Raw genomic sequence first — 24,458 nt, forward strand, 5'->3', positions numbered from 1 at the left:
GGTACGAGTTTCGAGTAGCGAAAAGCTTTTACGGGTTTCGTCACTCGCTTCTCGTCACTCGCTACTTGGTCATTTCCCTACAAAAACGGGGCCCGAAGGCCCCGTTTGGTCTGGCATCGAGCGTTGTACCTATTACAGCAGCTCAACAGCCACCGCAGTGGCTTCGCCGCCGCCGATACACAGGCTGGCCACACCGCGCTTGCCGCCGGTGCGCTTGAGCGCGTGGATCAGGGTGAGGATGATGCGCGAGCCAGTGGAGCCCACCGGGTGGCCCAGGGCACAGGCGCCGCCGTGGATGTTCACCTTTTCGTGGGGAATGCCCAGGTCAATCATCGGCATCATGGCCACCATGGCAAAGGCTTCGTTGATCTCGAACAGATCCACATCGTCCACGGTCCAGCCGGCTTTTTTCATGACCGCTTCGGTGGCACCGATGGGCGCAATGGTGAACTCGCTGGGGTGTTTGCTGTTGGTGGCGTGGGCCAGGATGCGGGCCAGCGGTTTCAGGCCGCGTTCATTGGCCACGGACTCACGGGCCAGTACCAGCGCGGAGCCGCCATCGGAGATGGAGCTGGCGTTGGCGGCGGTGACGGTGCCGTCTTTGGCGAAGGCCGGACGCAGGGTCGGGATCTTGTCGATGTTGGCGTTGCCGGGCTGCTCGTCGGTGTCGACAACCACTTCACCCTTACGGGTTTTCACGGTCACCGGCACGATCTCGTCCTTGAACCAGCCGTTCTCGATGGCTGCCTGGGCACGCTTCAGGGATTCGATGGCGTAGTTGTCCATGTCTTCCCGGCTGATGGAACGCTTGTCCGCCACTTCCTGGGCGAAGGAGCCCATCAGGCGGCCGGTTTCTGCATCTTCCAGCCCGTCCAGGAACATGTGGTCATAGACCTGACCATGACCCATGCGCATGCCGCTGCGGGCCTTGTCCAGCACATAGGGCGCATTGGTCATGGATTCCATACCACCGGAAACGACGATGTCGTTGGTGCCGGCCTTGATGGAATCGTAGGCGAACATGGTGGCCTTCATGCCGGAACCACACAGCTTGTTGATGGTGGTGGCGCCGGTGTTGTCCGGCAGGCCGGCCAGACGCATGGCCTGGCGGGCGGGGCCCTGCTTGAGGCCAGCGGGCAGTACACAGCCCATGATGACTTCCTGTACGTCTTCCGGCTTCAGGCCGGCACGGGACACGGCTTCACGGATAGAGGCGGCGCCCAGTTCGGGAGCGGAGACCGCAGACAGGGAACCCTGGAAACCACCCATGGCAGTACGGGCACCATTTACAATTACTACAGCATCATCAGACATCGTTTTCTCCTGCCAAGCACGCAGTTATCAAAATTTGGGGCGCATTGTACTTGAAACAAGGGGCAGACACCCCATCTCACAGGGACCTGCCGGTCACGGATCAGGCATTGGCGATAGAAATCGTCTATTGCAGCCAAAGGCAATCATGGTAAACCCCTGGTCCGTGGTGGAGATTGCCGCCGGTAGCTTGTTATTATCATTCAGCCGTTGGCGACAGGCATGCCGCCAGCGGGGAATTTCTTTCTGTTGCCGAGCCGCAACAGAACAACATGATGTCAGGGGAAATGACTATGGCTTTTGAATTACCGCCGCTTCCGTTCGAGAAAAATGCACTGGAACCGCATATTTCTGCAGAGACTCTCGAGTACCATCACGGCAAGCACCACAATGCCTATGTGACCAAGCTGAACGAAATGGTTGCCGGCACTGACAACGAAGGCAAATCCCTGGAAGAGATCATCAAGAGCGCTGAAGGCGGTCTGTTCAACCAGGCGGCCCAGGTGTGGAACCACACTTTCTACTGGAATAGCCTGAGCCCCAACGGCGGTGGCGCCCCCACCGGTGATCTGGCTGCGGCCATCGACAAGGCCTTCGGTTCTTTCGACGAGTTCAAGTCCCAGTTCAACGCCAAGGCTACCGGCAACTTCGGCTCCGGCTGGACCTGGCTGGTGAAGAACAGCGATGGCAGCCTGGAAATCGTCAACACCGACGATGCGGATACCCCGATCGCCCACGACAAGGGCCAGACTCCGCTGTTCACTGTGGACGTGTGGGAACACGCCTACTACGTGGACTACCGCAATGCCCGTCCCAAGTATCTGGAATCCATCTGGAACCTGATCAACTGGGACTTTGCCGCCAGCAACTTTGCCGGTTAAGACGGTCTATCCCTGCGGGGATACCGTTCAGGTAACGAAAAAGGCCGCCTTCGCGGCCTTTTTTGTGTCCATATGGCGGCGATCAGGGAAGTTTGGTAGCGTCCCCAGCCTGGGATATTGTCGGCCGTTGTGTGGTCCAACCCCCAAGCGAATGAAAATAACAGGTGTAATGTATGCGTTTTTTGGGAATCTTTTTTCTTGTAATGGGGCTGTGGGCAACCAGTGTCACGGCTGAGGAGGCCCCTGCCGCAGCGGCTGAAAAGCAACAGAAAAGCCCTGAACAGCAAGCCATGGACCAGCTGGCTGAAGCCGGCCTTCGCCAGGCGCTGAAAGCCATCCAGCGCTCCGGCGGGCTCTATCCTTTCGGTATGATTCAGTCTGGCGATACGGTTCGGGCGGTGGGCTATTCCGGGGATAAGGAAGATGCGCCCAGCGCGGAAGAGTGGGCACAGGGCCTGTTCATGCAGTTGCGCAAGATCGGTAAAGAGCAGCCGGACATCGAGTTGATGGCGCTGTTCCGTCTCCATGAGATTACCGCTGAAAATGGCGACAAAGTCACCGGGGTGTGGGCCCAGGTGGATCACCGCGATGTTCGCCCCTGGGTGATCTTTCTGCCGCTGCTGAAAAATGAGGCAGGCAAGCATGAGCTCGGTGATATGGTCTACTACGCCACCGAGCAGCCGCTGTTCGAGAAAGGCGGCGAATAAACTTTCAAAAACAGGCAGACCAGGGACCGCGGTGAGCGCCAGCCGTTCTCCAGGGGCTCCCCGGATGAAATGGGGGCTGCTTGGCAGCTATGCGGCCCCGCCTGCGGCACTATCCAACCATCGCTATCAACAGGGCCATTAGCCGGGATTGCAGGACACTGGAATGACGCGAGATCGTGAAGTAAATCTGGGTAACTTGAATGACGTCACCGTGGATGACCATGGTGATACCGGTCGCCGCTCTTCCCCCGCCGGAGCCGACAACAACGGCAAGGGCGAGGGTAAAGGCAAGCCTCCCAAGGCCCCCAAAAAACCGGCCCCGAAAGCCCATAGCAACGGAGGCGGTGGCGGTGGATGGATGATCGCCTGTCTGGTGCTGGTGGTTCTGATTGCTGTGATGGGGGTCTGGTTCCAGAAACAGATGACCGTGCTGCAGGCTCAGATGGATGAGCGCATTTCGGAATCCAGCCAGAAACTGGGCAATCTCCAGTCCCGGCTATCTGCCACCGACGAGAGTCTGAATCAGTCCTCCGGTCAGCTGCAGGACACGGTCCGTGCCCAGGGCAAGAAGCTGGAAGAAAACAACACAGAAATCCGTAAACTCTGGGACCTGAGCAATAAACGCAATCGGGCGGATATTGCCGAGCAGAGCAAGAAACTGAATGCCCTGTCCTCCACGATAAACGAGGTAAAAAAGGCCCAGGCCGGTGTCGATGGCAAACTCCAGGGTATCGGTAAAGACACCGCCGCCCTGAAAAAGCAGGTGGACAGTGCGGTCGCCGCAGTGAACAAAAGCAGCGAGCAGTGGCAGACCCGCATCAGTCAGATGCAGACCCAGCTGGATGTGCTGGTGGAAAACATCAATCAGCTGGAAAGCCAGCAGCAAAACCTGAAAAACGCGCTGGCCAAAGTGGAGAAAGGCCAGGCCGGGTTGGCTGCGCTGAAAGACCGGGTGGATGAAACCGAGGCAGCCATTGCGGCGTTTGACGCTTATCGGCTCCAGGTCAATAGTCGGTTGGATAAACTGGAAGGGCGTTGATCGAACCCGGGGGGGTAGGGATCAGCGAAAAACAATAATGATAAAGAGCGTCTTGCCATGGCCAAGTTGCCGGAAAATAAAGAGCGGCGTCTACAGGGATTGAATCAGGATGTGCTGGCGGTAACCGCTCCACTACCGGGGCCGGATAGGGAACCGGTAGCGCTGCGTCCCCAGAACAAGAGCAAGCCGGTATCGGTCAGCGAAGGCGGCCATTCCGGCTTGCTTTGGCTGTCCCTGGTGCTGGCGGTGATTGCCCTGTTGTTGGCGGTCAGTCAATGGATGGCTCACGGTGACATCCGCCATGAGCTCAGCGAGCTGCGTCAGCAATACTACCAACTGGCGTCTGAACGCCAGCAGCAGGAGGAGCGCAGCATGGCAACATTGCCGGCGACGGCAAACCTGGAAACCTCTCCTGCTCTGGCTCCCCTTCGTGAAGACCTGCGTGAGCTAAATGCCAAGGTGCGTGGTCTGACCGTGGCATTGGCCAAACAGCGAGGCAATGGCCCGGAAAGTCGCGAATGGGAAACCCGGCTGGATGCGCTGGACAGCAGATTGAGCGGTTTGTCCTCACGGATCAGCAACCTGGCTGCCCGGCCGCAACCCGCTGCACCGGTGGCGCAACCGGTATCAGACAACAGCGCCGAGCTATCGGCTCTGGCGAGCAAGGTGGAGAAAGTCGACAAGGACCTGCAGGCACTTTACCGGATTCTCCAGGGCGGCTGATGCCGCTGGTAATTAACGATTAGCCTGCTAGAATAGCCGCCCATTGCGCCAGTGGTGGAATTGGTAGACACGCCAGATTTAGGTTCTGGTGCCGAGAGGTGTGGGGGTTCAACTCCCTCCTGGCGCACCATCTCAACGAAAGGCCGTAACGGCATTGCTGTTACGGCCTTTTGCTTTTCTGGGCGCTGCAGCGCCTCGGCATTGCTGCTATCAAGTTAATTTCATTACCTTCCAGGTTTTACCTTCTTTTCATTCTTTTCGCCGCTCAGATCCCTACTATTCCCCGCTGTCGAATCCGCGAATCGGGGAAGGGTATGCGGTATTACCTCAGCAAGATCCAGGCTGATGATGACACTTGGGAAATTCACACGGTGAATTGCCGTCACTTGCCCAAGGAAAATGACCAGCGAATTTATCTGGGCGATTTTTCCCACTGTATTCATGCCTTGCCGGTGGCAAAGCTGTATTTCCGTAGCTTGCGCTTTTGTCCGGAATGTTCCATCAACACCTGACCCCCGCTTGCAGGTTCACCCCTCGCCGCGTAGAACTAAAGGGGAGGTGTACTATGCGAGAGCACACACAAGATAAACATCGAAACGCCGGTCACTTTCCTGCGGCACGAAAGCTTGAAGCCGATCGTGTGCGCCTGTTGGCGCTGGTCGTGTTGGCGGCGGGGGCGTTAATTCTGGGTGGGCTGATCTATGCAGAGGGGCAGGCAACCCAGGGGGCCCTGCATGAGATCAAGGCGTCGCTCATGGAGTCGGTGAACTCACTCTAGGATGATGTGGGGAGCCCGGCGAGCCCCCCCCCACGTTTCCTGACTACAGCGCGGCCTGAACCGTTTTGGCCGTGGTCTCCAACGCCGTGTCCAATACCCGACGCCGCCGGGTTGGATCCATCATGTTGAACCCGAAAGCCTTCAGGTCCTCGGCATTGGGTTCCAGGCGAATCACCCGCTTGCCAGCCTTTTCCAGTTTGTTGACTTCCTTATCCACGATGCGGGTCATGTAGCGGCGTACCCGCCGCTCGATGGCGGCCAGGGGGGAGCGCGGCCGGTCCGGTTGCCGTGAGGCCATGGGAGCAAGAATGATGACCTCATCCACGGCACTATCCACCAGAAGGTCTGCGGAGGTGGGGGACGCCACGCCGCCGTCGATGTAGGTGCGGCTGCCCAGGCTTACCGGCGGACACCAGACGGGGACCCCGTAGGACGCACAAACCGCATCGCGGATATTCGCCTGTGGCGCGCCGCCTTTACCGAAGGGCACCCGTTTGCCGCTGGTGGTATCCACGGCCATGATCCAGGTGGCCGGGTGGGCCACCCAGTCCGCGCCCCCGGTGGCGTCGTCCACCAATTTCCGAAAGGGCGTCATGTCAAACTGGCCCCGGGGCAGTAGGCCGCAGAAGGCGGTCAATGGCGAGACGTCTCCACGCAAGCCCTTCAGAGCAAGTTTGGCGCCGGTGAGACTGGCCGCGGGTAGCGGTGGCAGGGCACCGCCGGTATCGCTGTCGTGATTCCAGCGGCATTGTTGACGGGTGCCCTGCTGGCAGGCCAGCAGCTGATCCACGCTGACGCCGCTCCCCAGCAAGGTGGCCAGCACCGCGCCTGCCGAGGTGCCGATAAGGATATCGGCGTCGCGGGCGTCCCAGTCCAGTTTCTGCTCTAGATGGTGCAGGGCGGCAATGGACCAGGCGCCGCCGGCGACACCGCCGCAGCCCAGTACCAGGGCGCGACGGGGAGATGGAGTGTTGTTTGTCATTATTCGGGCCTGTTCACATTAAAAGACGGGTTGGCTGGCGGGGGTGAGCGAGTAGTTTTCCGCATCAAAGTCCTTGAGCAGACGCTGCATTTCCAGGGTACTCCAGGGAAAGCCCACACTGTTGAAGCCGTTCTTGTCCAGGTAGTAGCTGGAGCAGCCGCCGGTGTTCCAGACGGTGCCCTGCAGGTCTTTCTGGACCTTGCGATTGTAGGTTTTCTGGCTATCGGCTTTGACTTCCACCCGACTCAGCTGCTGCTCGCGCATGGTTGTCAGGGTGCTGAGGATATAGTTGATCTGCGCTTCAATAACGATAAAGGCAGAATTGTGGCCGATACCCAGATTGGGCCCCAGCACCATGAAGGCGTTCGGCAGGCCGGCAATGGTGGTGCCGCGGTAGGCCTGCATGCCGTCCTTCCACATCTGGCTGAGTGAATCGCCAGCATCGTTATAGATGTGATCGGCAATGGGCGGCTCGGTGACGAAGAACCCGGTACCCAGAATAATGGTGTCCACCTCGCACTCGCTGCCGTCCTGGCCCACCAGGGTATTGCCGCGCACCGCTTTCAGGCCGGTGGCGAACACATCCACATTGTCCTGATTGAGCGCCGGGTAATACTGGTTGCTCATCAGCACCCGCTTGCAGCCCAGGGTGTAATCCGGGGTCAGCTTGGCGCGCAGGGCCGGATCCTTGATGGCCAGGCGAATATGCGCCTCGCCCAGTTTCTGGATCTGCCGCAGCAGGGCCGGTTTGCGAAAGCCGATGCCGAAGGTTTCAAAGCCGCCGTAAAGCATCTTGCGCCAGGCGTTCAGGGTGAACGGCAGGCGGAAGAAGTTTTCCTCGATTTTCGGGATGGGGTGATCCGGCTTGGGCAGCACCCATTGCGGGGTACGCTGGAACAGGGTCAGGTGCTGCACCTTGGGCTGGATCTCCGGCACAAACTGGATTGCCGAAGCGCCGGTGCCGATCACCGCCACCCGTTCACCACTCAGGTCGTGGTCATGGTCCCAGCGGGAGGAATGGAACAGCTTGCCTTGAAAATCCTTCAGGCCGGGGATGTTCGGAATGATGGGTTCATGCAAGTAGCCGGAGCAGGCCACCACGGTACGGGCCCGGTAGAGCTGGTCCCCGGTCTGCACTTCCCAGAAACTTTCCCGCTCCCGCCACTGTGCCCGTTCCACGCCCTGATTGAAACGAATGAAGGCGGGTATGTTGTGGCGGTTAGCCGTTTCACGCACATAGTCGAGAATTTCCGCCTGGCCGGCGAAGGCCCGGCTCCAGTCCGGTTTCTGGGCAAAGGAATAGGAGTACAGCGCCGAGGGCACATCGCAGGCACAGCCCGGGTAGGTATTATCCCGCCAGGTACCGCCCAGGTCCGCGGCTTTTTCCAGGATCACAAAGTTATCGAAGCCGGCTTCGCGCAGGCGAATGCCCAGGCCGATGCCGCTGATGCCGGCGCCCACAATCAGGACGTCATAAAGGGGAGTGTTGGCTTGCTGTGTCATGGGAATGTCCGGGGTCACTGGTTCGGTTGCGGGCTGAAGAAATCCATGGCCCGGTTGGTCAGATTCAGGTTGGCGACCTGTTTGGCCAGGGCGTAGATATCCGGGTAGATCACCCGGGCGCCACCCTTGCGGAAGGTGCGGTAGATGCGCTCGGCCAGCACCTCCGGCTTGCCGGTGGGGATATAGCGGGACACCGGGCCTTTCTTCACCTGGCTGCGGGCATGGCTTTCCAGGCCGGAATGGATCGGGCCCGGGTAGACGGTGATCACATTCACGCCCTGCTTCTTCAGATCCAGCCGGGCGATTTCCGAGGCCAGGCCGATGCCGGCCTTGGCGCCACCGTAGTAGCTGCAGCCACGAATTGGCATGCGCCCGGCCATGCTGGCCACATTGATCACGCAACCGTTGCGGGCCTCCACCATGGTTGGCAATGCCAGGTCCATCAGCCGCATGGGGGCAGTGAAGTTGATATCCAGCAAACGTTTGCCCTGCTCCCAGCCGGTGCCGGTGATGCTGATGATGTCCATGATGCCGGCACAGTTGACCAGCACATCCACCGGCCCGCGACGGTCAATCAGCGACTGCCACCAGCCAGGCAGGGCGTCGATATCGGTCAGATCGCAGGTTTCCGCGTGAGCGCCGTGCTGGTCGGCGGCCAGGGCGAGGGCTTCGGCATTCAGGTCCACCAGGGTGATGCGTGCGTCCGGGTGATGCTGACGAAACTGCCCGGCGAGCTGGCCGCCAATGGCGCCGGCACCGCCGGTAATCAGGATATGTGTGGGTGTCATGATTGCGTGCCTTTGTTGTTGTGATTGGCGATGGCGAGCCAGCAGGCATCCCGTGCCCGTGTCAGGTCGTCATCATCCAGGGTCAGATAGCCCAGGCGCTCTGCCTTGAAGACACCCACGAAAGCTCCCCAGAACAGGGCGATGGCCAGATCCGGTTTCATGATGTCGTTGAGCAGGCCGGTGCGCTGGCCGATGACCACCATCATGCCCAGGGGAATCAGCAGGGCCTGCTCCTGATGGCGGCTTTCCGGATCCAGGTAGCTGTGGTGATCCTGCATCTCCAGAAAATGAAAGGCGTCCGGCTCTTCGCGGGCAAAGGCGGTAAGCCGGGCCCAGAGGGTATCGAACAGACTGCGGGAGGGGTGTAGCAGGTCCAGATCGCTGAGCAGGCGTTCCTTGAGGCGGCGCTTGCTGTCCCGGAAGACGGCGTTGATCAGCGCTTCCTTACTGTCGAAATAGCGATACAGGGTACCCACGCCGACTCCGGCCTCCGCGGCGATGGGTGGTACCGGCGTGCCGTGCAGGCCATGCTCAGCAAACACCCGCAGCGCGGCCTGGATGATCTGGTCGCCTTTGCGAGCTTCCTTGTTATCGGCCGGCACAGTCCGGTCAGCGAGGGTCATGGCAAGTCTCACTCAGTGATTGAATGAATGTTCATTCCGTAACTGTGCCATTGAGTGATGTTTGTATGGAAGGGTCATTTCGGGACAAATGATAGCGGCTATCCGTAGGAGCCTCGCTGGCGGCGGGATAACCCAAAGTTTCGAGTTGCGAGAAGCGAGTTTCGAAAGGCAAAGCCCAAAACACGGGAACGCCCAATGATTTTCGCTTCTCGCAACTGGTTTATCGCGCCGCCAGCGATGCTCCTACGAATGGAGGAGGAGGGTCAGATCAAGCCCTTTTCCCGGGCGGCCAGTTCGGTGAGTTCTGCTGCGAGGGTGACCGGGCGGGCGTAGGAGCGGTCGTAGTGGGCCTGGGCCAGGGCGTGGCATTCGGCGCTGATCTGATCGTAGAGCTCACGGGGCAGCAGGCCGCGGGTCGCGGGCAGGGGGTGCAGGCCGAACCGGTCATAGGGAATCGGTTGTTTGCCGGCGGCCTTGAGCAGCTCCGGCACCCAGCCCTGGGGGGAAAGCTGGGTCTGGTAACGCAGATTCTGGAAGTCCATCTCCGCCGCCAGCCGGTTTGCATCGGTGACCTGGAAATAGTTGTCCACTACCTGGCAAAGCAGCAAATTCAGGCGTTTCCAGACGATTCGCTTCTCTTCGTTGGTGTATCCGTTCCAGTGCACAACCTCGTGGCTGAAGCGGCGACAGCCACGACAGACCGTATCACCGAAAACGGTGGAACAGACGCCGATACAGGGGGTGTGGATACGATTGACTGCCATGGCCGAAGACTACCAGAAAACCCCGGGCAGGGAAGCGCGAGGGGACGCCGTTTGGCGGGAATTTGAGCGTTTGCTGCTATCTTGAGCAATGTCGGCAAATCGGCCATAGTTAGCACCTGAATCCGTGGCTTGATCGCGGCGCCTGACGCAAGTCTTTGTCGCCACAGAGTTGTTGTTTTCTCAAGAGCGCCTTCAGTGGAGCGTATTTGCGACGACGCTTCTGCAGAAAGCACCCTGTGGCAACCGATGCTTGCGCCATGCACCCACGCTGAAGTCACAGACTCAGGTGGCAACGAACAAATGCTCTGTCTTGCGCGAAATAATAAACAGGGTCGCCCCGGATTAACGGGAAGCGGCATCACTGGAGAATAATAATGCGATTGGCTGTGTTGCTGGCAGCTTGCCTGTGGATGCTTTCCGGATGTTCCAGCCTGGGTGTGGGCGTTCCCTCAACCCCCGGTGCTTTTATCCATGCCCCCCAGGGCAAGACCTTCAAACCCATGGATACGCTGGATCCGCGTAATGCCATGGTCTATATCTACCGTCCGATTACCCGCTGGGGCTACGAAGAAGTGCAGGCGCCGGTGTTCTTCCTGGATGCCACGCAGCTTTTTGGTCTCAAGGCCGGTGCCTACAGCTGGCTGGAATTGCCCGCCGGCACCCACGACTTCTATGCCCGCCGTCCGCTTAGCGTGCTCTATCTGAAGATGGTCTTCGAAATGCCGCTGGAAGTGGAAGGGGGCAAGGATTACTACTTCCGCTACTCGGAAACCCGTCCGCTGGATATGGAAGAACTGGTTGCCGACCCGGAGAACTACCAGCAGGCCGGCCCCTTGCAACAGGTTCCCCGTGCCGTGGCACTGCGGGAAATCGCCGATCTGCGTCTGGATGAGCCTGGCGTCTACTATGCCGGCCGCGACAGCAAGGTGCCGCGCTGGGCACCGTTTTATACCTATACGATGGAGTGAAGGCAGCTGCGAGTGGCTAGCTACTAGCTTCTAACAGAAACAAAAAAGCCCCGGCATGCCGGGGCTTTTGCTGTCTGGAGAGGAATAACCTTTCTACGAAGCCGCTGTAGGAGCGGCGCTTGAGCCGCGAACCTCGCGTAGCGAGGAAATCGCCCATAGGGCGATCAGGAGTTTCAGAACTCGACAGGTTCCAGAAAAATAGCGGGTAGACCTTGATCTCCCCTCGCCAAGGCTCGGATCGCGCCGCCAGCGACGCTCCTACAGCGGATTTTTCTGTTAGCTAGTAGCTAGCAGCTCGTATCTAGTCACTCTCCGTCAGCCGCCGCTTGGTCTGCAGCAGTCGCTTCCATTGTTCCACGTACTCCGGCAGGGCCGGAGAGGTTTGATTGAAGCCGGTAATTTCCTGCAGGGTCTGGGGGCTGATGGATTTGCCGCCATACACATTGGCCACCCGCAACAGGGCATGGGTGTGCAGTTTGCGCTGGGATTCGAAGCGCTGATCGTAGTACACGTATTTGTCGTCCCAGCCGAGAATGCGGGTATGCACCTGGAATTGCTGGTACGGGCGCAACTCGCGGATATAGGAAATCTCGGTATTGGCAACCACACCGTTACAGCGCGCTTCGATCATGCGGTTGAGCAAGCCGGTAACCACCGCGTGCTCCAGCCGGCAGCGATCCATGAACTTCAGGTATTTGGCGTTGTTCAGATGCATGTTCAGGTCAATATCCAGCAACCCCACCCGGTATTCCTGGGTGACAACATCAAATAGCTGGTGTGTGGGCGGCCGTTTACGACGGCGAGCCGCGCTGATCAGTTCGAGCATCCGATCTCCCTATGGCACGGTGGTCCGTGACCCCTTTTATTCTTTCGAAGACTGAATCGGCAAAAAAACGCGATTCAGTATAACGGTACCAGTGCCAGTTCACACTATTCGCTGATATCAAAGTGCTCAGTTTTACAGTCTTTGCAATCCTGTCCCGCGCCAGGCGTGGGTTTCGGCGCGTGATGCCCTGTGTGCAGGGGGCTGCAACGGTTACGCACAGGCCAGATGCAGACTGAACAGGCTGTCGCTATCCGTCCAGCACCCGGATGGGGAAAAACCGGCGGCAACCAGTTCGGCGGAGAACCCTTCGATGGTGAATTTGTAGGAGTTTTCTGTGTGAATACGGGTGCCGGCAGTAAGTGTCAGACTGTCGTCGCCAAGGCGGATGTGCTGATCCTGCAGGCACTCCAGGTGCATTTCGATACGGCTTTGCGTGCTGTTGTAGAACGCCAGATGGCGCACGGTATCGGTATCGAAGCCGCAATCCAGTTCCCGGTTCAGATGGTGCAGGGCATTCAGGTTGAAGGCGGCGGTCAGTCCTTGCGAGTCATTGTAGGCGGCATGGAGCTGCTCAGAGGGTTTCTGCAGGTCCGCGCCAATCAGCAGGGCGCCACCGGGTCCGGCCAGTTCCCGCAGCCCGCGCAGAAAGCTGGCTCGCTGGGCCGGTTCAAAGTTGCCAATGGTGGAGCCGGGGAAAAAAACCAGACGGCCCGGCTGTTGTAATCCCTCGGGCATGGCCATGGCCTGGCAATAATCCGCGCAGACCGCACTGATGTGAATCTGCGGAAAGTCGTCGGCCAGGCGCCGTGAGGCGCCAAGCAGACACTCCCGGGAGATTTCCAGCGGCATGTAATGGGCCGGTTGCCAGGCATCCAGCAACACCCGCACTTTTTCGCAGCTGCCTGCACCAGGTTCGGCGATGGTGTGGGTGTTCTCCAGGCGCGACTGAATATCCCCGGCATAGCGACGCAACAAACGGGCTTCCGTGCGAGTGGGATAGTACTCCGGAGTGCGGGTGATGCGGTCGAACAGGGTGGAGCCGGTTTCGTCGTAGAAGAACTTGGGGTGCAGCGTCGGCGTGGTTGCTCGCAAGGATTCACTGACCTCGGCAAGCATGTCGGTGGTCGGCGGGTGGAGGTCGAAGAAGGTCAGGTTGGGGCCGAGCTGTTGTTGATTCACGATGGCTCTCCCGCAAGCCGGATACCACTGAATTGCCAGCGATGGTGAGGATAGAAGAAATTACGGTAGCTGGCGCGAAGATGGTCCCGGCTACTGACACAGGAGCCGCCGCGCAGCACCATCTGGTTGCACATGAATTTACCGTTGTACTCACCCACGGCACCGGCATCAGGCTGGAATCCCGGGTAGGGCAAATAGGCGCTGGCGGTCCATTCCCATACATCCCCGAACAGGTGTGCCATGCCGGTATCAATGGCCGGGCCGGGTTGGTAGAGACCGTTGTCCACAAAGTTGCCTTGCTGCGGTTGCGTGGTGGCCACGTGCTCCCATTCCTGTTCCGTGGGCAGACGCTTGCCCGCCCAGCGGGCATAGGCGTCGGCTTCATAATAATTCACATGGGCCAGAATCTGACCAGGGTGCAACGGTTGTAGCCCTGCCAGGGTGAAGTGCTGGTCAAGGTCCTCATGCCAGTAAAGAGGGCGCTGGACAGCGTTTGACTGAACCCAGGCCCAGCCGTCAGACAGCCATAAATCCGCACGCCGATAGCCGCCGTCCTGGATGAAGGCGCGAAACTCACCCTGGGTGACAGGCCGGTTGGCCAGGGAGAACGGCTCCAGCCAGACTCGATGCCGGGGCGTTTCATTATCGAAGGCAAAGCCATTGCTGCTGGCGCCCATATCCACCAGGCCGCCACTGAACGTTTGAAAGCGCAATGGGGCAGCCGGGCCCGACGGGTCGAGGGGTTGGCCGAGGGTTGGCGCCAGCGGATTGAATGAGAGGCTGTATTTCAGATCGGTCAGCAACAATTCCTGATGTTGCTGCTCATGATTGAGCCCCAGTGTCACCAGGTCCGCCAGACCCGGATATCGCGCGATAAGCCGTGTCATGGCCTCATCCACCTGCTGTCGCCATGCATAGACATCTGCGCCGGTGGGGCGTGACAACAGGTGGCGTTGCGGGCGGGCAAACTGTTCGCCAATGCCGTTGTAGTAGCTGTTGAAGAGATACCCGAATTGCGGTTCGAACACCCGGTAACCGGGCAGGTGGGGCTTGAGGAGGAAGGTTTCGAAGAACCAGGTGGTGTGGGCCAGATGCCAGCGGGGTGGGCTCACGTCAGCGCAGGCCTGCAACCCCATGTCCTCGGTGAGTAACGGCTCACAGAGTTGTTCGCTGAAGGCCCGGATACGCTGGTAGTGCGCCATCAAGGTAGCGCTGACGTCTTGTCTGGCGGTATCTGGCAAGGTTTTCCCTCCCAATCCGGTTGTCAAAGAGTGGCACCCACTTTGAGCGAAAGCAACAATGTGACGCGTGAACGGTGTGGGTATACTGCGGGGCAGCATTTGTAGTGGGTTGTTGCTGCGACGCAGTGACAGCCCATGCCCTTTCACCACAAGGAGAGCATATGAATATTACCGATAAAGTTGCCGTGATCACCGGCGCTGCATCCGGTCTGGGCCAGGCCACGGCCGAAGCCATTATCGCCAAGGGCGGCAAGGTGATGATTCTGGATCGTGACGACAAGCGCGGCCCGGAAGTGGCGGCGGAGCTGGGTGCCAATGCGGCGTTTGTGCAGACCGACGTGACCGACGAGGAATCCGTTAAGGCGGCCATCGACGCCACCGTGGAAAAATTCGGTGCCATTCATGTGTGTGTGAACTGTGCCGGGGTGGGCTCTGCCATGAAGACCGTGGGTCGCGAGAACAAGCCCCATGATCTGGGCGTGTTCAACATGGTGGTCAAGATCAACCTGATCGGTACCTTCAACGTGGCCCGTCTGGCCGCCGCCGCCATGGCCGAGAACGAGCCGGGTGAAGACAACGAGCGTGGTCTGATTGTGAACACGGCTTCTGTGGCGGCCTTTGATGGTCAGGTTGGCCAGGTGGCTTACGCGGCCACCAAAGGCGGTGTTGTCGGCATGACCCTGCCCATCGCCCGTGACCTGGCGCCGCTGGGCATTCGCTGCAACACCATCGCCCCGGGCATCTTCAACACCCCGTTGATGAATGCGGCTCCGGACAAGGTGAAAATGCCGCTGATCGAAATGACCCAGTTCCCCAAGCGTCTGGGGAACCCGGCGGAATACGCGCAGCTGGTCTGCCACATGATCGAGAACAGCTTCCTTAACGGTGAGACCATCCGCATCGATGGTGGTATCCGTATGCAGCCGCGGTAATAGCCGCTGTGAGCGACTAGCTGCTAGCTACTAGTGAAAAGAAAAAGCCCCGGATTTCCGGGGCTTTTTCTTTTTTGCAGATGCGGCGCTGGCGGGCGATGCATCAGTTTCGAGTTTCGAAAAGCGAGAGCCTACCTTTCATGAATTTCGGGGTTTGATTTTCGAAACCCGCTTCTCGCAACTCGTGACTCCTGTAATCGCGCCGCCAGCGACGCTCCTACGGAAGTCTTGCCTGGCTGCTAGGTCCTTTCCTTCACCCCACCAACGCATAACACGGCTCGTAATGGCTCCCGGGGAGTTTCATGCGATGTTGCTCCACAAACGCCTTGAGCAGTTCGTCCAGGTGGGTCATCAGTTCACCCGGCGCATGCAGCCGATAGGGACCGTGCTGTTCGATGGCATGGATGCCTTGCTCTTTCACATTGCCGGCCACAATGCCGGAGAATGCCCGGCGCAGGTTGGCAGCCAGCTGGTGGACCGGTTGATTGGGGCTCAGATCCAGGCTGGCCATGGCCTCGTGGGTAGGCTCGAAGGGTTGCTGGAATTCCAGGGGAATGTTCAGCCGCCAGTTAAAGTAGAAGGCGTCATCATTGTCGCGGCGGAACAGGGTCAGACGGTCGATGCCCACGCACATTGCCAGGGCCACGGCTTCCGGGTCATCGATGATGATCTGGTAACGTTGCGCCGCCTGGTCTCCCAGTGTTGCGCGAATAAAGGCATCCACCTGGCGGAAGTAGTCCGCACTGCTGGCCGGGCCGGTGAACACGACTGGCAAGGGCATGTCCGCATTGTCCGGGTGCAGCAGCACGCCAAGCAGGTAGAGGATTTCCTCGGTGGTGCCCACCCCGCCAGGAAAGACGATGATGCCATGGCCGACCCGCAGAAACGCCTCCAGCCGCTTTTCGATGTCCGGCATGATCACCAGCTCGTTGACGATGGGGTTAGGGGCCTCGGCGGCGATGATGCCGGGCTCGGAGATGCCCAGATAGCGGCCGCCCTTGAAACGTTGTTTGGCATGGGCCACATGGGCGCCTTTCATGGGACCCTTCATGGCACCAGGGCCACAGCCGGTGCAGATATCCTTGTGACGCAGGCCGAGTTGATAGCCCACGCTCTTGCTGTAGTCGTATTCCTCCCGGGAAATACTGTGGCCGCCCCAGCAGACCACCAGGTTTGGCGAGGCTCCTGCCTTGAGCACGCCGGCGTTGCGCAGAATGTGGAAGACCGCATTGCTGATGCCCTGGCTGCTATTGAGGTTGAAGCTGTCGTTATTCTGGATCTCATTGGCCACATAGACGATATCGCGCAACACCGCCGATAAATGCTCGCGGATGCCGCGGATCATGCGTCCGTCCACGAAGGCGCCGGCGGGGGCATTGTCCACCTTGAGCCGCAGCCCACGGTCTTCCTGAATCACCTCGATATCAAAATCCTTGTAGGTCTCCAGTACCTGGCGGCTGTCATCGGTGGGGGTGCCACAGTTGAGTACGGCCAGCGCGCATCGGCGTAGCAGCTCATGCAGGCCGCTGCCGGAGGTGTCACGCAGACGTTCAACTTCGTGTTGGCTGAGAACTTCCAGGCTGCCTTCCGGGGCAACAATGGTGGATACCGTTTCGGTCATAGGGTCGGGTCCGTCGCAAAATAATCGTTACTCAGAGGCTGCAGGCCAGCCCGTGCGGCTACGAAGCCGCTGTAGGAGCGCCGCTTGAGGCGCGAACCTTGCTTGAGCAAGGAAGCCCCCGCAGGGCGGCCAAGCCGTCGCAGTTCATCCCAAAAGCAGCTACAACTCCCAAGAGTACCCCAGATGACACTCCCGGTGAGTGAAGAGTTGCAAGCCCTTGTTCCCGGGGTGGCGACAGACTCTTTTACAATTTCCCGGGAACGCCTTGTCGCCGCAAGCGTCACATCCTTTATCAGATCTGGCACACTGACTGCATGGTTGATCTGTGTCATCTGGCTGTCTTCAGCAGCGGCCATACTTGATCGATTGGGAACCGGCATAAGGCCGTCCCGTTAATGAGGTTTATCAGGAGCAAAACATGTTGCTCAAATATCTGAATCAGCTGGAACAGGCAGTCAAGGCGGCTTGCGATCACCCGGATACGGATACCGTCAACCGCTGCGCGGATTGCGTGGCCACCCTGGACGCTTACCTGGACGCGCAGATGGAGCCGGTACAACGTCGGGGACGGGAGCTGATGGACGGAATGATTCCCTCCGAGTTGCACAGCCGCGTCTGTCAGCGGGTCCATTGACCCCGCCTCGCGTCCCGTAGGAGCGTCGCTGGCGGCGCGATTAATCAGTTGCGAGTTGCGAAGATCAAAACCTGCAATTCATGGCAGATAGCTTCTCGTTTTTCGCAACTCGTACCTCGAAACTGGGTGATAGCACCGCCCAATGGTGCTACAGCCGGTTCCGCTGCTGCCGCAACGCCTTTTCCCTCTCTTCCGGAAACAAATCCGGCTGCTGCGGAGCTTTCAGGTCGCGCAGGCGGGCGCCGATGCCGATCAGGCGGGCAGGGCCCTGGCGGCGTTCCCACAATTGTCGCAGCAGTGCCTCGAAATGGGCCGGATCCAGATCGTTGCCGGCCTTGTCGCAGCTCAGGCTGACAAAATCCTGGTATTTCACCTTGGCGGTGAGCCCACTGATCAAATAGTGCTGATCGAGTTTGGCGAAACGGGCCTTGAGCTTTTCCAGCAGACCATCCAGTTCCCGCAGCCAGGCATTCAGGTCCGGCTGGTCCTGGTCGTAGGTGCGCTCTACGGACACGGATTTACGTCGGCGGCCGGTTTGTATGGGCCGATCATCATGTCCGCGGCTCAGGTGATAGAGCCGCTCGCCGAAACTGCCGAAGTGCTGTGACAGCTCCAGTCGGCTCATGCCTTGCAGGTCGCCACAGGTATGCAGGTTGAGACCGGCCATGCGTTCGGCCGTCACCCGGCCCACCCCGGAAATCTTTTTTACCGGCAGGGCGGCCACGAAGGCGTCCACCTGGTCCGGCGGAATCACAAACAGGCCGTCGGGCTTGCGCCAGTCGCTGGCCACCTTGGCAAGAAACTTGTTGGGCGCCACGCCGGCGGATACGGTAATGCCCAGCTCCCGGCGAACATCCTGTCTTAACGCCTCGGCAATACGGGTTGCGCTATTATCGAACTGTTCGCTGTCGGTCACGTCCAGAAAGGCCTCGTCCAGGGACAAGGGTTCGATCAGGCTGGTGTAACGGCGAAAGATATCGTGGATCTGGGCCGAGACCTTGCGATACTTGTCAAAGTTGGCGGGTACAATGACCAGTTCCGGGCACAGGCGCAGGGCGTGGGATGAGGCCATGGCGGAATGCACCCCGAAATGCCGGGCCGGGTAATTGCAGGTGGCGATAACGCCACGGCGGTTGGGGTCGCCCCCCACTGCCACGGGCCGATTGCGCAGGGACGGATCATCACGGATTTCCACGGCGGCATAGAAGCAGTCGCAGTCCACGTGGATAATCTTGCGTGAGGCCTGTGCCATGAATGAACTCTGGGATGTGGCAGGATTGACAATCGGGTTGCCTGTGTCGCTTGGGCCGCCCTGAGGAGAGTGTAACATCGGCATTACCGCAAACCGCACACCGCAGGTCCTGATTATCGGTGCCGGGCCCACCGGCCTGGCCCTGGGCATAGGCCTGCGTCGACACGGCATTCACTGCTGCATTATCGACCGGCTCGCCGAGCCGTCTCCCTGGTCCCGAGCGCTGGGGCTGCATGCCCGCACCCTGGAAATCTTTGCCGCCCTGGAAGTGCTGGCTCCGATCCGCAAGGCTTCGCGCACCCTGAGCGCAGTGTCTGTCTATGGCGACAAGGGATTCCTGTTCGAGCTGGATCTGACCAGCCTGGATGCCCCGTACCCCTGGGTGCTGAGCTGCCCCCAGTCCGATGTGGAAAGCGTCCTCACCGAGCGCTACCGCAGCCTGGGAGGCGAACTGGTCCGTGGCACGGAATTGCTCGATTTTACCCAGGATGGGGCAGGGGTTCGCGCCCGGCTGCGCCAGGGGGCGGACGTGGAAACTGTCAGCTGCGATCTGCTGGTGGGCGCCGACGGCGTGGGTTCCACCGTGCGTGAGCAGCTGGGTATCGGCTTCAACGGCGTCGATTACGATGAACATTTCCTGCTGGCTGATGTGGACTGGCAGGGGCCCTGGCGCAATGACAGCTCCCACGGTTTTTTGCAGGAAGAGGGGTTGCTCATAGCCTTGCCTCTGCCCACGGGCTGGCGGTTGATCATGGCCCGGGACGAGCCCTGGGAAGGGGAGATAGATCTACAGCCTTTTGCGGATCGGCTCACTCCGATACTGGGTGATACGCCTGACCTGGGTGAACCACGCTGGATCAGCCGCTTTTCGGTGCAACGTCGGCTGGCCCATCACTACCGTCGCAATCGTGTTTTTCTGGCGGGCGATGCGGCCCATGTGCAAAGCCCGCTGGGCGCACAAGGCATGAACACCGGCCTGGCAGATGCCTTCAACCTGAGCTGGAAACTGGCGTTCTATCTCAAGGGGTATGGCAGCGGTACCCTGCTCGACAGTTACGAGCAGGAGCGAAAACCGGTGGCGGACAAAATGCTGCACGGTGTGGATTTGTTGTCGCGGGCTTCACTGGTGAAGTTGCCCATGTTGCGCCGTACCCGCGATTCGTTGCTGAAAATGGCGGGGGGGCGTGCCGGTTTGTCCCGGCGTTTACTGCGCACGGCCAGCCAGCTGGACGTGCACTATCGATCCTCGCCGCTGGTGAGCTGTGGTCCGGAAGCGGATCTGGGTTGGCGCAATCGGGGGCCGTTGCCCGGGGACCGACTCCCCGATGCGGCCCTGCGCTCTGTACGTACCGGGCACCTGCACCAGCTTCATGGTCTGCTCCGGAAACCGGTCCATCACCTGTTGCTGCAACTGGGTGAGACCCCGGAGCATAACGAACGGCTGGTGCTGTATGCGCTCAGTGACCGTCTGGGGCAGGAATATCGCGAGCGGGTTCATCTGACCGTTATCGTGGCCAGCGGGACTCCCACTGAAGCGATTCCCCGGGAGGGCACCACGCGAATCTGGCAGGATCACCAGGGTGAGTTTGGCGAGGCATTTGGGGAGGGGCCGAGAATGTGGCTGATGCGCCCGGATGGCCACCTGGCCTACCGGGCCCCGGTGAGCAATGCCAATCACCTGCTGGAGTACCTGGATACGGCCTTGGGGAAGGCAATTAATAGTTAATAATGAATAATTAATAACGTCGCGGAATGGGTTGTCTGTTCTGCAACGCAAGAGGCCGCGCCCATGCTTTGGGCGCGGCCTCTTTGCTTGCGGATTCCACAATCATCCAACCGCGAAACTATTCATTATTAACTATTAATTGATTTTCCCCCACCGCTGAATCACAAAATGCGCATTCATGGTCTGGCCCGCCAGCTTGCCAATACCGGCCTTGGCTTCCGGTTTGGCGCGCCAGTGGTGTGGGGTCATGGCCAGGAGATTCTGCAGTTCCTGCTCGTCATCCGGCACCCATTCCAGGTGGATATGCTGATTGTCGATCTGCGTGAATCGGGCATCGAGAAACTTGCCTGCATCGAACCCGGATTGACGCACTTCTTCATAGAGCGCCTCGCGCAGAGGCAGCAAATGCTGCTCACCGGTGCCGACCACAATCAGTTCCCCTCCGGGCTTCAGAACCCGGGCAATGTCGTCGGTGAACAAGCGGGTGAACAGCACAAAGACCCGCTGCTGACTGCTGTCAAACAACGGCAAGCGGGCGCCGCTGGCCACCAGCCAAGTCAGCGCCTTGTCCCGTTTGGCCGCCGCGTCCACGGCAAACTTGGAAATATCCACGCCCACGCCATTGGCGCTGCCAAGCCGGCGGGCGAATTGGCAGGTATACCAGCCTTCGCCGCAGCCGATATCCAGCCAGGGCTGGTCCTCGTCGTCCAGGTTATCCAGCAGGGCATCGGCTAGCGGTTGATAACGCCCCAGCTCCAGAAACGCGGTGCGCGCCTGCACCATGGCTTTGTCGTCGCCGGGCGCCCGGGAGCGGCGGTGCTGAGCCAGCAGCAGGTTGGTATAACCCCGTTTGGCGCGATCAAAACGATGACCGTTGTCGCACTGCCAGCTGTTGCCGGAAAGAAGCAGGGGGAGGTCGCAACTGGGACATTTGAGAGTGGGCATAAGCAGAGATGGAGCATCCGTTAAGACAGGCAGTGAAACACAGGCGGTGATATAGGGCTATGGTTTCCGCATCGCCTGTCGCTCGGCCAGCTGCAGCCTGGCTTCAGCGGCCAGATTTCTCAATTCGCCATAATAGGCTTGGTAAGTGTTTTCCAGTACGGCTTGTACCGCCTTATTACTGCTTTTCAACTGCGTCATGGCTTGCTCATGGAGTTGCCGTATTTCGGCGTTGAGATTGTCGACCATGGCAGGTAACTGCTGGCGAGTGCGATCAATAAAGGCTATCTGGTTTTCCATTCGAATGACTTGGTTACGAAGCTGGCCAAGTTGACGGCGAATCCTGACCTGATCATCGTCCAGGTTGTTGGGTATCAGTTGTGATTCCAGTGCGTTCTGCTGAGCGGCCAGGCGGGATAGCTGGTTCTGTAAATGTTGCCGCTGACGCTGGTACTCCTCCAGCTGGGCTTGCAGGGATTGAAGTTGACCGGCCAAGGCTTGCCGCTGTTGTTGCAAATGCAACAGGCTGGAGACCGCTTCCTGCAGACGGCTGGATTCGCTGAGCAAATCTTCGTCCGGATTGTGCAGGCAGCGTTGCAAAAAAGCCTGGCGCACCTGTTCGTCCAGACTGGAGGGGAAAATCACCGCCAGCGGGTCAATCAGGTCGTTTTGCTTAAGCTGCTGCAATTGTGTCAGAGCAAAATCAGCCTGCTCACGGGCTTTGTCATAAAGTGCCAACGCCAGGCCGGTTTTTTCCGGAGGTTGATCATTGGCTGCACTGAGCAGTCCGAAGAGTGTCTCTGTGCGGTAGGGGTAATGAAGGGCTGTGCGTAAGAACCAGTCCTTGGCCTGCTCGGGTTGTTGTTCAAGGCGGTAGCTTTCTGCAATCAGCAGACTGGCTTGTACCGCGGAAGGACTGTCGGTCTCCACCTGTGTCAGTTGTTGTCGACCCTGAGAGTAATCTCCCGCAGCCAATTTTTGTGCGCCCTGACGAAGTAGCAGATGGTTTCTCAGTACAAAACTGGCGGCGGGGTCCAGTCTATTGGCGTCACGCAACGCAGCATTGTAATTCGGCGTCTTCTCCGGTGTGGTGTCCGTCAGCGGGGCCATGGCTCCTGCCAGGCTCGCGTGCACTGGCAAAGGGAGAAAAAGGAACAAAAGTACCAGAAAAACAACGGCTTTCCGCTGTGGGAGAGATGTGATGGAGTTCACGTCAGCGTTGTCTCCTGGCGCCATTAACAGACATAAAAGTGTAGAATCCCGCTTTCTTTTTAATCAGCGCAGCACATTACACAAATATTCGGTGGCGATGAAGTCGCACCACTGTGCGTTGGATGAATGACGGGCAAGGAAAGCCATGTTAGGGGAAAAGTTTGTTTTACGCTGTGGCGCCATGGTGCTGGGGCTGGCGGCCAATGCCGTGTGGGCGTCGCCGGATGCACAGCAACGCATGTTCGATCGACTGCAGGAGCAGGAGCGCGAGCGTCAGCAGCAGCAGCTGGAAGAGATGCAGCTACCCGGTGACCGGCCAGGGCTACGCTTGCCCGTGCCCGATACCTCCACACCGTCGGTCCGTTGTTTCCAGATTGATGCCATTGAGCTGAAAACCCTCAACGATGCCCCTGTGCCTTTTGGCCGCTGGTTCGAAAAACCAGTGCGCGAGGCGGAAGGTGCCTGCCTGGATATGACCGGCATCAAGGCTTTGCAGGCGAAGCTTTCCAACCGATTGATCGACAAGGGGTATGTGACCAGCCGGGTGCTGATCCCCGAGCAGGATGTGTCCTCCGGCAAGCTGGTGCTGCTAGTGGTTGCCGGCCAGGTGGAAGGCTTCGAGGCCGTCGGCATGCCGTTGCGGGTGCTGGAATGGGCCGTGCCGGCGCAGCCCGGTGACCGGGTCAACCTACGTGATCTGGAGCATGCGGTGGAAACCCTCGCCCGGCTGCCGCATTTGGACGCCAAGATGGATCTGGCGCCGGGGGAAGAGCAGGGCGGTACCGTAGTGCTCGGCCAGGCCGACTGGCCGCGCCGCTATCGCGGCACCCTGGTGGTAGACCAGGAGCATTACGGGGATATCAACCACGGTACTGCCCAGGCCGGGCTGGACTGGGGCAGCCCTTTCGGGCTCACAGACCGGGTGTCCCTGTCACTCAACAGCGATCTGGATACCGAATTCACCGACCGTGCCTGGGGGGCCGGGCTGAGCTATGACATCAGCCTGGGATACTGGAACCTGGCTTTGAGTTACAACCGCCAGGAATACGAAAACGAAATCCAGGGGATCTTTCAGACGTTCGATTCATCCGGTGCCACGGACACCTCCCGGCTGGAGCTGACCCGGACGCTATACCGTAGCAGCCGCTCGCGGTTATCCCTGTCGTTACTGGGTACCTATACGGATGCGGAGAATCTGCTGGAAGACGCTGTCATTCGAGTCAGCTCCTATCATTTGCGTACCCTGGGCGGACGCCTTAATGCCAAACACCTGTTGGGGCGCACCCAACTGGCCGGTACGTTGACCATTGAAGAGGGGCATGGCGCGGGACCGGCCACCAACCTGCCCGGCGGACGGTCGATTGCAGACATTACGCACACGCGCTATCAGACATTTCTTACAGTCAACCGCTTCATAAAACCGTTATATGGGACTCTCGCATTGCGCGTTAATGCCCAGTACACCGACGAGACGCTGTTTCCGTCCGAGAGGTTTTCCCTGGCATCCCGGTCTGTCGTGCGTGGTTATCAGGATATTTCCGTCAGCGGCAACAGTGCAGCGGCTGGCAGCGTGCAGTTCGATTTCTTTCCACCGATCCCCAGTCCGGTATCGGTGACGCCCTTTGCGGCCTATGACATGGGGGTAATTCCCGGTAACAGCAATGAGCCCCGATATACCCGGCTGGATTCCGCCACGGCCGGCGTCCGGCTGGGTTATCGCTCATTGCGATTCACCACCGAAGTGTCCTGGCCCATGGAACAACATTCAACGGAACTGACTGACAGCGAGTACACCGTTCATGCCTCACTTTATGCCGAATTCTGAG

Annotated in this window: 24 protein-coding genes and 1 tRNA gene; 12 read left to right on the plus strand and 13 right to left on the minus strand. The window is 59.4% G+C overall.

Features of this window, described 5'->3' with window-relative positions; genetic code table 11:
- Nucleotides 1-132 precede the first annotated feature (132 nt).
- Nucleotides 133-1,314, minus strand: coding sequence for an acetyl-CoA C-acyltransferase (locus A0251_RS10390; RefSeq protein ID WP_062816772.1), 1,182 nt, complete (start codon nt 1,312-1,314; stop codon nt 133-135).
- A 290-nt stretch (nt 1,315-1,604) separates the two neighbouring features.
- Between A0251_RS10390 and A0251_RS10395 the strand changes: the two genes are divergently transcribed.
- The 7 genes from A0251_RS10395 to A0251_RS10425 all read left to right on the plus strand — a co-directional run bounded on the left by A0251_RS10395 (nt 1,605) and on the right by A0251_RS10425 (nt 5,439).
- On the plus strand, nt 1,605-2,192 hold the full coding sequence (locus A0251_RS10395) for a superoxide dismutase (RefSeq protein ID WP_062816773.1): 588 nt from the start codon (nt 1,605-1,607) through the stop codon (nt 2,190-2,192).
- 173 nt (nt 2,193-2,365) lie between these two features.
- On the plus strand, nt 2,366-2,899 hold the full coding sequence (locus A0251_RS10400) for a hypothetical protein (protein WP_062816774.1): 534 nt from the start codon (nt 2,366-2,368) through the stop codon (nt 2,897-2,899).
- 163 nt (nt 2,900-3,062) lie between these two features.
- Nucleotides 3,063-3,938, plus strand: coding sequence for a hypothetical protein (locus A0251_RS10405; RefSeq protein ID WP_062816775.1), 876 nt, complete (start codon nt 3,063-3,065; stop codon nt 3,936-3,938).
- Nucleotides 3,939-3,995: 57 nt separating this feature from the next.
- Nucleotides 3,996-4,661 (plus strand): hypothetical protein, encoded by a 666-nt coding sequence (locus tag A0251_RS10410; RefSeq protein ID WP_062816776.1) that lies wholly within the window; start codon nt 3,996-3,998, stop codon nt 4,659-4,661.
- A 45-nt stretch (nt 4,662-4,706) separates the two neighbouring features.
- Nucleotides 4,707-4,791, plus strand: a tRNA-Leu gene (locus tag A0251_RS10415).
- A gap of 184 nt (nt 4,792-4,975) precedes the next feature.
- Entirely contained in the window at nt 4,976-5,173 is a 198-nt protein-coding gene (locus A0251_RS10420) for a hypothetical protein (protein ID WP_062816777.1), read from the plus strand.
- A 53-nt stretch (nt 5,174-5,226) separates the two neighbouring features.
- On the plus strand, nt 5,227-5,439 hold the full coding sequence (locus A0251_RS10425; RefSeq protein WP_062816778.1) for a hypothetical protein: 213 nt from the start codon (nt 5,227-5,229) through the stop codon (nt 5,437-5,439).
- Between the two features lie 43 nt (nt 5,440-5,482).
- Here A0251_RS10425 and A0251_RS10430 read toward each other — a convergent pair whose 3' ends face one another.
- The 5 genes from A0251_RS10430 to A0251_RS10450 form a co-directional block, all read right to left on the minus strand.
- Nucleotides 5,483-6,421 carry a patatin-like phospholipase family protein gene (locus A0251_RS10430; RefSeq protein WP_062816779.1) on the minus strand — a complete coding sequence of 313 codons (939 nt, stop codon included), beginning with the start codon at nt 6,419-6,421 and terminating at the stop codon, nt 5,483-5,485.
- An 18-nt stretch (nt 6,422-6,439) separates the two neighbouring features.
- Complete coding sequence (locus A0251_RS10435) at nt 6,440-7,924, minus strand: NAD(P)/FAD-dependent oxidoreductase (protein ID WP_062816780.1); 1,485 nt, start codon at nt 7,922-7,924, stop codon at nt 6,440-6,442.
- A 14-nt stretch (nt 7,925-7,938) separates the two neighbouring features.
- Nucleotides 7,939-8,712 (minus strand): SDR family oxidoreductase, encoded by a 774-nt coding sequence (locus A0251_RS10440; protein WP_062816781.1) that lies wholly within the window; start codon nt 8,710-8,712, stop codon nt 7,939-7,941.
- Nucleotides 8,709-9,335 (minus strand): TetR/AcrR family transcriptional regulator, encoded by a 627-nt coding sequence (locus tag A0251_RS10445; protein WP_062816782.1) that lies wholly within the window; start codon nt 9,333-9,335, stop codon nt 8,709-8,711. The genes A0251_RS10440 and A0251_RS10445 overlap by 4 nt, the downstream gene beginning before the upstream one ends.
- A 263-nt stretch (nt 9,336-9,598) precedes the next feature.
- Nucleotides 9,599-10,099 carry a DUF1289 domain-containing protein gene (locus tag A0251_RS10450; RefSeq protein ID WP_062816783.1) on the minus strand — a complete coding sequence of 167 codons (501 nt, stop codon included), beginning with the start codon at nt 10,097-10,099 and terminating at the stop codon, nt 9,599-9,601.
- Nucleotides 10,100-10,473: 374 nt separating this feature from the next.
- On the opposite strand from A0251_RS10450, the gene A0251_RS10455 reads away from it, so the two are divergent.
- Nucleotides 10,474-11,067, plus strand: coding sequence for a DUF2846 domain-containing protein (locus A0251_RS10455; RefSeq protein WP_082810836.1), 594 nt, complete (start codon nt 10,474-10,476; stop codon nt 11,065-11,067).
- Between the two features lie 301 nt (nt 11,068-11,368).
- On the opposite strand, the gene A0251_RS10460 is transcribed toward A0251_RS10455, so the two are convergent.
- From A0251_RS10460 to egtB, 3 genes are all read right to left on the minus strand, one after another.
- A complete protein-coding gene (locus A0251_RS10460; RefSeq protein WP_035249412.1) occupies nt 11,369-11,893 on the minus strand; it encodes a thioesterase family protein in 525 nt (174 codons plus the stop codon).
- A gap of 210 nt (nt 11,894-12,103) precedes the next feature.
- Entirely contained in the window at nt 12,104-13,072 is a 969-nt protein-coding gene (gene egtD / locus A0251_RS10465) for an L-histidine N(alpha)-methyltransferase (RefSeq protein WP_062816784.1), read from the minus strand.
- Nucleotides 13,069-14,274, minus strand: coding sequence for an ergothioneine biosynthesis protein EgtB (gene egtB / locus A0251_RS10470; RefSeq protein WP_062816785.1), 1,206 nt, complete (start codon nt 14,272-14,274; stop codon nt 13,069-13,071). Before egtB ends, egtD begins: the two co-directional genes overlap by 4 nt.
- Nucleotides 14,275-14,474: 200 nt before the next feature.
- Between egtB and A0251_RS10475 the strand changes: the two genes are divergently transcribed.
- Nucleotides 14,475-15,245: a 3-hydroxyacyl-CoA dehydrogenase gene (locus A0251_RS10475; RefSeq protein ID WP_062816786.1), complete on the plus strand. Its 771-nt coding sequence runs from the start codon at nt 14,475-14,477 to the stop codon at nt 15,243-15,245.
- A 253-nt stretch (nt 15,246-15,498) separates the two neighbouring features.
- Here A0251_RS10475 and ppnN read toward each other — a convergent pair whose 3' ends face one another.
- Nucleotides 15,499-16,866 carry a nucleotide 5'-monophosphate nucleosidase PpnN gene (gene ppnN / locus A0251_RS10480; protein ID WP_062816787.1) on the minus strand — a complete coding sequence of 456 codons (1,368 nt, stop codon included), beginning with the start codon at nt 16,864-16,866 and terminating at the stop codon, nt 15,499-15,501.
- 418 nt (nt 16,867-17,284) lie between these two features.
- On the opposite strand from ppnN, the gene A0251_RS10485 reads away from it, so the two are divergent.
- Nucleotides 17,285-17,500, plus strand: coding sequence for a hypothetical protein (locus A0251_RS10485; protein ID WP_062816788.1), 216 nt, complete (start codon nt 17,285-17,287; stop codon nt 17,498-17,500).
- A gap of 148 nt (nt 17,501-17,648) precedes the next feature.
- Here A0251_RS10485 and dinB read toward each other — a convergent pair whose 3' ends face one another.
- The gene (gene dinB / locus A0251_RS10490) at nt 17,649-18,752 is read right to left on the minus strand and encodes a DNA polymerase IV (RefSeq protein WP_062816789.1); all 1,104 of its coding nucleotides are present in this window, start codon (nt 18,750-18,752) and stop codon (nt 17,649-17,651) included.
- 115 nt (nt 18,753-18,867) lie between these two features.
- Between dinB and A0251_RS10495 the strand changes: the two genes are divergently transcribed.
- On the plus strand, nt 18,868-20,478 hold the full coding sequence (locus A0251_RS10495; RefSeq protein ID WP_255357631.1) for an FAD-dependent monooxygenase: 1,611 nt from the start codon (nt 18,868-18,870) through the stop codon (nt 20,476-20,478).
- Nucleotides 20,479-20,613: 135 nt separating this feature from the next.
- Here the strand turns inward: A0251_RS10495 and A0251_RS10500 are convergent, their stop codons facing one another.
- Both A0251_RS10500 and A0251_RS10505 read right to left on the minus strand, forming a co-directional pair.
- A complete protein-coding gene (locus A0251_RS10500; RefSeq protein ID WP_062816791.1) occupies nt 20,614-21,423 on the minus strand; it encodes a putative RNA methyltransferase in 810 nt (269 codons plus the stop codon).
- A 57-nt stretch (nt 21,424-21,480) separates the two neighbouring features.
- Nucleotides 21,481-22,530: a hypothetical protein gene (locus tag A0251_RS10505; protein ID WP_062816792.1), complete on the minus strand. Its 1,050-nt coding sequence runs from the start codon at nt 22,528-22,530 to the stop codon at nt 21,481-21,483.
- A gap of 247 nt (nt 22,531-22,777) precedes the next feature.
- Here A0251_RS10505 and A0251_RS10510 point away from each other — a divergent pair, with 247 nt between their 5' ends.
- Nucleotides 22,778-24,457, plus strand: a complete 1,680-nt coding sequence (locus tag A0251_RS10510; protein WP_062816793.1) for a ShlB/FhaC/HecB family hemolysin secretion/activation protein — start codon at nt 22,778-22,780, stop codon at nt 24,455-24,457.
- Nucleotide 24,458 lies beyond the last annotated feature (1 nt).

This window comes from Alcanivorax sp. NBRC 102024, assembly GCF_001602235.1.
Classification (GTDB): Bacteria; Pseudomonadota; Gammaproteobacteria; order Pseudomonadales; family Alcanivoracaceae; genus Alcanivorax.